Origin of the sequence: Synechococcus sp. H60.3, from assembly GCF_047462295.1 — a bacterium.
Lineage (GTDB): Bacteria > Cyanobacteriota > Cyanobacteriia > Thermostichales > Thermostichaceae > Thermostichus.
This window is the reverse complement of the sequence record NZ_JANSIY010000023.1, coordinates 21,549-28,289: the sequence shown is the minus strand read 5'-3', so window position 1 is coordinate 28,289 and position 6,741 is coordinate 21,549. Positions and strand designations below refer to the sequence as shown.

The window sequence follows — 6,741 nt, the reverse complement described above, 5'->3', positions numbered from 1 at the left end:
GCAGTTGCAGCGCTTTCCCCCATGATAAAAGTTGCCGGAAAGTCCGGCAGGCCGAGTTACGGGGCAGGGATGAAGCTAAAGGGATGGGGCTGCGGTGCCCTGGGGGCCGGGATCTTGGTCGCCGGGGCGGCTCTGGCCCAGCCTCTGCCGGAAACCCGCATCCCTTGCGAGATCCTCATCGCCGGGGGCGGGCTGGGGGGGGTGGCGGCGGCCTACGATGCCCTGCGCTTGGGGCGACAGGTGTGCATGACCGAAATGACCGACTGGATTGGCGGCCAGGTGAGCGCCCAGGGGGTCTCGGCTTTGGATGAGCGGCCCTTGCAGCGGGAAAACGAGATCTTTCCCCAGGGCTATAGAGAGTTTCGCCGCCGGGTGCGGGAAAAGTACGGCGGTGATCCCAACCCCGGCAAGTGCTGGGTGAGCGTGCTCTGCTTCTCACCCCAGGTGGGCCACCAGGTCATCCGAGAGATGTTGGATCCCTACCTGCAGTCGGGACAGTTGCGGCTGTTTACCGAGACGGTGGTCAAGGACGTGGAGATTGAGAATTACCAAGTCCGCAGTGTGCAGGCCATCCGCAATATTCCCAAACACGCCGGCGTCCAGCCAGAGAATCGGGGGGATCTCTCCACCTACTTGCTGGATTTTTACCGCCTAGAGCCCACCGCAGACTGGGACAAAGAGATCCTGCGCTTTGAGCCGCCGCCGCAGCGGCAGGGCAAAACTTTACCTTGGGTAGTAATCGATGCTACCGAAACCGGCGAGCTGTTGCCCCTGGCGCGGGTGCCCTACCGCCTTGGCACGGATGGGAAAAGCCGCTGGGAGCCCAGCTCCAAGCCCTACAGGGATCCCTACTGCACCCAGGGGTTTACCTACACCTTTGTTATCGAGCGCTCCGCTGTGCCGCAGGTGCCCATCAAGCCGGAGTTCTACAACGACCCGCTGCACGGCCCCTACTACAGCTTTGAACAGCCGCGCTTTAACTTTGCTCTGGTCTTCACCTACCGCCGCATCCGGGGACAGGTATTTGGCTTTGGGGAAGAGGCCATCCGGGTGGGGGATCAATCCCTGCAGAACTGGACCTGGGGCAACGACTGGCGCATCACCGGGCCGGAGATCAACCTCATCCTCACCCACGAGCAACTGCAAGCCTCAGGGCAACTGGATCCCGGCGGCTGGATGGGGGGCTTGCGGGTAGAGGCGCTGCGGCGGGCTGAGCAACATGCTAAAGGCTTCTTCTACTGGCTGGTGGCGGGGCGGACAGATTTTCTCCTGCAGCAGGCGGATCCTGACTTTCAAAAGGACTTTTACCTGCGCTACCGCTACCTCAAAGGGCCCGCTAGCCCCCTGGGAACTGCCAGCGGCCTCTCCAAGTACCCCTACATCCGCGAGTCGCGGCGCATCGTTGGGCGACCCAGCCTTGCCTACCCGGAGGGGTTCACCATCTACGAGTCGGATATCACCACGCGGGAATCGGAGCTAAACCGCGGGCGCCCCTTCATCTTCTACGATTCGGTGGGGGTGGGGCAGTACCCTATTGATTTTCACGAGTGCCTGCTGCCCGATTTTTCGCTGCCCCCCAGCCACAACCAAGATGCCCAGGCCCCTAGCTACCCCTACCAGATCCCGCTGCGGGCCCTGATCCCCCAGCGCATCGACAACCTCTTGGCCGGCAGCAAGAACATCGCCACCAGCCGCATTGCCAGCGCCTCTTACCGGGTGCATCCTGTGGAATGGGCCATTGGCACGGCAGCGGGTCACACGGCTCACTTTGCCCTGGAGCGGGATCTGATCCCGGCGGAGATCCTGCGGGAGCCGCTGCTGGACTTGCAGCTATTGCCCGCTCTCCAAGCCCAGATCCAGAGCTTGGGCAATCCCATTCAATTTCCTGGCACCACCATTACTGCCACCGACTGGGCCCAATCCCGCTAGCCTAGAAAGGCAGGGTTGGGAGCTGGCCATGGAGGCTATGGGGGTTGAATTTGGGGGACTGGAGGCGATCCGCCCTTCGTTGTGGGCGGCCACAGCCCTCTGGAGCCTGGGGTTGATGTGGGGGTTGTCGCCGCTGCACCGCCGCCTGCAGGAGGGTTGGGAAAAGCAGTTGTCCTGGGATCCCAGTGGGGCTCTGGCCTCTTTGCTCAGCGTCATCCCTTTCCTGTTGGCAGCAGCGGTGGTGGTGGCTTTCACCGAGATCTCGTTGGGCAAAAGCTGGGCCGTCTCCTGGGGCCTTATTGCCTGTGTTGGCGGTGGCCTCTATGAGCTAGGCCGGCGGGACAATGCTCGCTAACCCAACGCCGGCCCCTCTCCCTCTGGGAGAGTAGACAATGCTAAGAGCCGTACCTAGAGCGATGACTCCCTTAGAAGAAGCGGCGGAAGCGGCGGCTAAGCTGCTGGTGTTTCGGGAAATCTGCGCCCATCCCCTGGCCCTGGCCTGGCAGGAGCTCATCCAGCAGTTGATGAGCGGGGATCCCCTGCCCTGCTGGAGGGCCTACGGGCGCTGGTTTGAGCTTTTGGCCCGGCAGGGCTTGAGCTGGCGGGAGTGGCTCATCCAGGAAATCCGCTGGGCCGATAACCCCTTCTCGCGGGCGGCGCTGCAACCCCAAGGGATCCCGGCCCCCCTTTTGCAAGCGGCCCGCCACGATCTCCGCTGCCTGCAGATCCTGGCCGATAGCCAGGAGACCATTGCTGAGCAGATGCAGGCGCTGGGCTTGGGGATCCCCTGGCCGGATGAAAACCCCAGCAGTTCTGGCTGGGATCCCCGCCCTTTTGCCGATTGGGGCCAGAGCCTGGAGGCCTTAATTGCCCACTACCGCCAAGGGGGAGTGGGGCTCTGTGGTCGCTATTGGGCGTTTCGCTGGGGGCCGGCAGGGCTAGAAGGGATCCCCACTCCCGATCTGCCCGACTGGGAGGAGATCTACGGCTACGAACGGCAGAAACGGCAGTTGGCCGCTAACACCGAAGCCCTCCTGCGGGGGGATCCGGCGTTGCATGTGCTGCTTTACGGGGCGCGGGGCACCGGCAAGTCTTCCCTCGTGAAGGCGTTGTTGCGGCGCTACGGCCCCCAGGGGCTGCGCCTTTTGGAGCTGCGACGAGCGGATTTGGCTCAACTGCCGCAGATCTTGGCAGAGCTGGGACAGCAGGCGCTGCCCTTTGTCCTCTTTGTGGACGATCTCTCCTTTGAGGCCGACGAGACCGAGTTTAAGCAGCTCAAAGTGCTTCTGGAAGGGGATCTCATCCCACCGCCGCCCCATGTGCGCCTCTATGCCACCAGCAACCGCCGCCACCTCATCCGCGAGTTCTTCGCCGACCGGCCTAGCCCCCAAGACCCCGAGATCCACGCCTGGGATACAGTTCAGGAAAAGCTGTCGCTGCGGGATCGCTTCGGCCTCACTCTCACCTTTGCCCCCTTCGGCCAAACCGACTACCTGGCCACCGTAGAACACCTAGCCCGCCGACTGGGCCTCGACTCTTCTGGGGAAGCTTTGCGCCGCCAAGCCCTCCTCTGGGCGCAACAGCAAAATGGCTTTTCCGGTCGCACCGCCCGCCAGTTTTTGCAGGCTCTGCAGGCCGGCCTGGTGGAAGTTGGATAGCCAGCCGATTGTTGGAGTTTTCGTCGATAGAGGCGAAACTGTCCGTGGCTACCCTTTAGGGAAGAGCCGGGGGCGAGGAAGACTACAGCAGCCACTCGGAGGCGCGTTCTCCCACCCCTTGCAAATCCAAAGGAATGGCCACCGCCTTGCCGATGCGGGGTTTCTGACGGGTAGCCTCAATTTCTCGCTGCACCGCTTCCCACAGGCCCCACGCCTGCAAATGGGCCATGACAGACTCCAGGCGAGCCAGATACTCGGCCTCACTCAAAGGGAAAGAGGGCTGCTCCAGATAACGCCACATCACCAACAGAACCACCCTGTCCCCCATGCGGCGCAGTTGCACGTCGTAGGAATAGCCCCACTTCTCCCGCAGCAAAGCTTGAAAGTCGGATCCCGTCATAGGCTGGCTTGGATCGGGTTTGGACTGAGCTGGGCCGGAGAAGAAAAACCGCCGCCTCTTGCCTTGCACTTCCTTTAGCTTTGCATTTCTTAATGATATTAGCCAAGGGGCTCGGTTAGGATGATGTCGTTTGTCAACGAACATTAAAACTTCTCAGGTTTGTACTGGCCATTATGACGGAAGCGGTTAGCAACTTCGAGGCGCCCCCCATGAGCCGGCGGGTTTTTCTGAATGCCCTCCTCAGCGGCTCGGTGGGGGTGGTGGTGGTGGGCACCCTCTACCCGGTGGTGAAGTATTTCATTCCCCCCTCTTCCGGTGGGTCAGGTGAGGGGCTGATAGCTCAGGATGCCCTCGGCAGGCCGATTAGCGTCAGTGAGCTGCTGGCTACCCACGCAGCCACGGATCGGGTGCTGGCCCAAGGCTTGAAAGGGGATCCCACCTATATCGTGATCGACAACGGGGCGGTGGCCAACTACGGCCTCAACGCGGTTTGCACCCACCTCGGCTGTGTGGTGCCCTGGAACGTGGGGGAAAACTTGTTCAAGTGCCCCTGCCACGGATCCCAGTACGCGGCTAACGGCAAGGTGATCCGGGGGCCGGCTCCCCGCTCCCTGGAGCTGGTGAGCGCCACAGTGGACGGCGACAACGTTCGCTTCAGCCCCTGGCAGGGCCCCGATTTCCGTGAGACCTGAAGCACCAGAATAGGCTCCGGAGAGACACTTGTGGTCTAAGTCTGTAACGGGCTACCGCCGGCTCAGAAGTGGGGGAAAAGCCCAGAGAAGTTGCTGCGCTAGTCCTGGCTAGAGCATGAGTTGTCAGCTTTGAGGAGATTGACCCCAAGGGCTTGCGAGAATTTTGATTGAGATTCTGAGCTGAACTTATGAAGCGAATTTACTTGGCCTTGTGTGCGCTGCTGCTGTTGCTGGGGATGGGATCCCGTCCGGCAGCAGCCTATCCGTACTATGCCCAGATGGCCTACGACAATCCCCGCGAGGCCACGGGGAAAATTGTCTGCGCCAACTGCCACCTGAACGCCATGCCCACCCGTGCCGAAGTGCCGCAGGCGGTTACCCCGGGCCAGGTGTTCACCATCAAAGTCGGGATCCCCTATGACTTGAGCAAGCAGCAGGTGTTGGCGGATGGCAGCAAGGGCGGGCTGAATGTGGGTGCCGTGGTGGTGTTGCCGGAAGGCTTCCGCCTGGCCACTGAGGAGGAGATGACGGAGGAGCAGCGGCAGGAAACGGCTGAGACCTACATCACCCCCTACAGCGACGAGAAGCCCAACATCCTTCTGGTGGGGCCCTTGCCTGGCGAGCAGCACCAGGAAATTGTCTTCCCAGTGGTGGCTCCTGACCCGGCGCAGGATCCCGCCGTGGCTTTCATGAAATATCGGGTCTACATCGGTGCCAACCGCGGTCGTGGCCAGATCAACCCCGATGGCAGCCTCAGCAACAACAACGTCTTCCGCGCTCCCGCCACTGGCCGCCTAGCCAGCATTGCCACCGTCGAATCCGACCTCAGCGACCTGCCGGCTGAGCTGGCCGCCCTGGTGCCGCCCGAATACGAGTTGCCAGGCACGCGGGTACTCAGCTTCGAGACCGAAGGCGGACTGAAGCACCTCGTGGTGCCGCCAGGGCCGGAGTTGGTGGTTAACATTGGCGATAGCGTCAAAGAAGGGGATCCGGTTACCAACAACCCCAACGTAGGTGGCTTTGGCCAAGTAGAGCGGGATCTGGTGCTGCAGAGCCCGGATCGGGTGAAATGGCTGGTGGCCTTCCTAGCAGCGGTGGCTATCACGCAGCTTCTGCTGGTGCTCAAGAAAAAGCAAGTGGAGCTCATTCAAGCGGCAGAACTTTTGGGCTAGCCCAACTGTTCCAGTACTTTTCCAGCACCCCGGAATCAGCCGGGGTGTTTTTTTCTAGGGAATCCGCAACTCTCCCGCCATTACCAGCACGGCTTGTCCAGCAATCTCCACCCGCGGGCCGCGATGGCGGCACCAGAGCTCGCCTCCCCGCGCCGAGAGCTGCCGCACCCTGAGCTCAGTTCGGCCTAGGCGCTCTGACCAATAGGGCACCAACAGACATTGGGCAGAGCCAGTTACGGGATCCTCCGGGATCCCCAACTGGGGGGCAAAAACACGACAGACAAAATCCGGCTCTCCTTCCCCCTCTGCCCCAGAGGCGGTGACGATCAACCCCGAGACAGGCAGCGTCTGAACCCGATCCAACTCCGGCTGCACCTGCTGCACCTGTTGTGCCGAAGCCAGCACCGCTACCCCCATGCTGCCGCGGTACAGCTCTACAAGTGGGATCCCCAGAGCCGCGGCCACTTGCTCCCGGCCTTCTGGCCAGGGTTCCGGGAACTGGGCGGGAAAATCCATCGCCAGCCGCTCCCCCTGCCGCCGCACCTGCAGCCGGCCACTGCGGGTGGAAAAGGCCACCTCCTGAGCTTTTGGGTGAATCTCGGTCAAGAGCACATAGGCACCGGCCAAGGTGGCATGCCCACAGAGTTCTACCTCGGTGGTGGGAGTAAACCAGCGCAGCCCGTAGAGGGGAACATCGCCCAGGGATCCCTGGAGGAGTAAAAAAGCCGTCTCCGACAAGTTGTTCTCCGCCGCAATCGCTTGCATCAAAGCTGCCGGCAGCTCCTGAGGCGGCAAACACACCGCTGCCGGATTGCCCCTAAAAGGCACGGCCGTAAAGGCATCCACTTGAAACAACGGGATCCGCACCTGCTTGTTCAGCCCACCTCATG

General features: G+C 62.0%; 7 protein-coding genes. 5 read left to right on the top strand and 2 right to left on the bottom strand.

The window, feature by feature from the left end; genetic code table 11:
* The first annotated feature begins 21 nt into the window (after positions 1 to 21).
* The 3 genes from NW841_RS04255 (at position 22) to NW841_RS04245 (ending at position 3,587) form a co-directional block, all read left to right on the top strand.
* Positions 22 to 1,929 carry an FAD-dependent oxidoreductase gene (locus NW841_RS04255; RefSeq protein ID WP_414385532.1) on the top strand — a complete coding sequence of 636 codons (1,908 nt, stop codon included), beginning with the start codon at positions 22 to 24 and terminating at the stop codon, positions 1,927 to 1,929.
* Between the two features lie 37 nt (positions 1,930 to 1,966).
* Positions 1,967 to 2,284, top strand: coding sequence for a hypothetical protein (locus tag NW841_RS04250; RefSeq protein ID WP_414334789.1), 318 nt, complete (start codon positions 1,967 to 1,969; stop codon positions 2,282 to 2,284).
* Between the two features lie 61 nt (positions 2,285 to 2,345).
* The gene (locus tag NW841_RS04245; RefSeq protein ID WP_414385531.1) at positions 2,346 to 3,587 is read left to right on the top strand and encodes an ATP-binding protein; all 1,242 of its coding nucleotides are present in this window, start codon (positions 2,346 to 2,348) and stop codon (positions 3,585 to 3,587) included.
* Positions 3,588 to 3,669: 82 nt separating this feature from the next.
* On the opposite strand, the gene NW841_RS04240 is transcribed toward NW841_RS04245, so the two are convergent.
* Positions 3,670 to 3,987 (bottom strand): DUF3067 family protein, encoded by a 318-nt coding sequence (locus NW841_RS04240; RefSeq protein WP_414366012.1) that lies wholly within the window; start codon positions 3,985 to 3,987, stop codon positions 3,670 to 3,672.
* A 173-nt stretch (positions 3,988 to 4,160) separates the two neighbouring features.
* Between NW841_RS04240 and NW841_RS04235 the strand changes: the two genes are divergently transcribed.
* Positions 4,161 to 4,679 (top strand): cytochrome b6-f complex iron-sulfur subunit, encoded by a 519-nt coding sequence (locus NW841_RS04235; RefSeq protein ID WP_414366011.1) that lies wholly within the window; start codon positions 4,161 to 4,163, stop codon positions 4,677 to 4,679.
* 188 nt (positions 4,680 to 4,867) lie between these two features.
* Positions 4,868 to 5,851, top strand: a complete 984-nt coding sequence (locus NW841_RS04230; RefSeq protein WP_414371021.1) for an apocytochrome f — start codon at positions 4,868 to 4,870, stop codon at positions 5,849 to 5,851.
* A gap of 54 nt (positions 5,852 to 5,905) precedes the next feature.
* Here NW841_RS04230 and NW841_RS04225 read toward each other — a convergent pair whose 3' ends face one another.
* Positions 5,906 to 6,718 (bottom strand): PhzF family phenazine biosynthesis protein, encoded by an 813-nt coding sequence (locus tag NW841_RS04225; RefSeq protein WP_414385529.1) that lies wholly within the window; start codon positions 6,716 to 6,718, stop codon positions 5,906 to 5,908.
* Between the last annotated feature and the right edge of the window lie 23 nt (positions 6,719 to 6,741).

Excerpts from the sequence above, each read along its gene's own strand:
- NW841_RS04235 (WP_414366011.1), top strand. The coding sequence starts at position 4,161 with ATGACGGAAGCGGTTAGCAACTTCGAGGCGCCCCCCATGAGCCGGCGG.
- NW841_RS04230 (WP_414371021.1), top strand. The coding sequence starts at position 4,868 with ATGAAGCGAATTTACTTGGCCTTGTGTGCGCTGCTGCTGTTGCTGGGG.
- NW841_RS04255 (WP_414385532.1), top strand. The coding sequence starts at position 22 with ATGATAAAAGTTGCCGGAAAGTCCGGCAGGCCGAGTTACGGGGCAGGG.
- NW841_RS04240 (WP_414366012.1), bottom strand. The coding sequence starts at position 3,987 with ATGACGGGATCCGACTTTCAAGCTTTGCTGCGGGAGAAGTGGGGCTAT.
- NW841_RS04245 (WP_414385531.1), top strand. The coding sequence starts at position 2,346 with ATGACTCCCTTAGAAGAAGCGGCGGAAGCGGCGGCTAAGCTGCTGGTG.
- NW841_RS04250 (WP_414334789.1), top strand. The coding sequence starts at position 1,967 with ATGGGGGTTGAATTTGGGGGACTGGAGGCGATCCGCCCTTCGTTGTGG.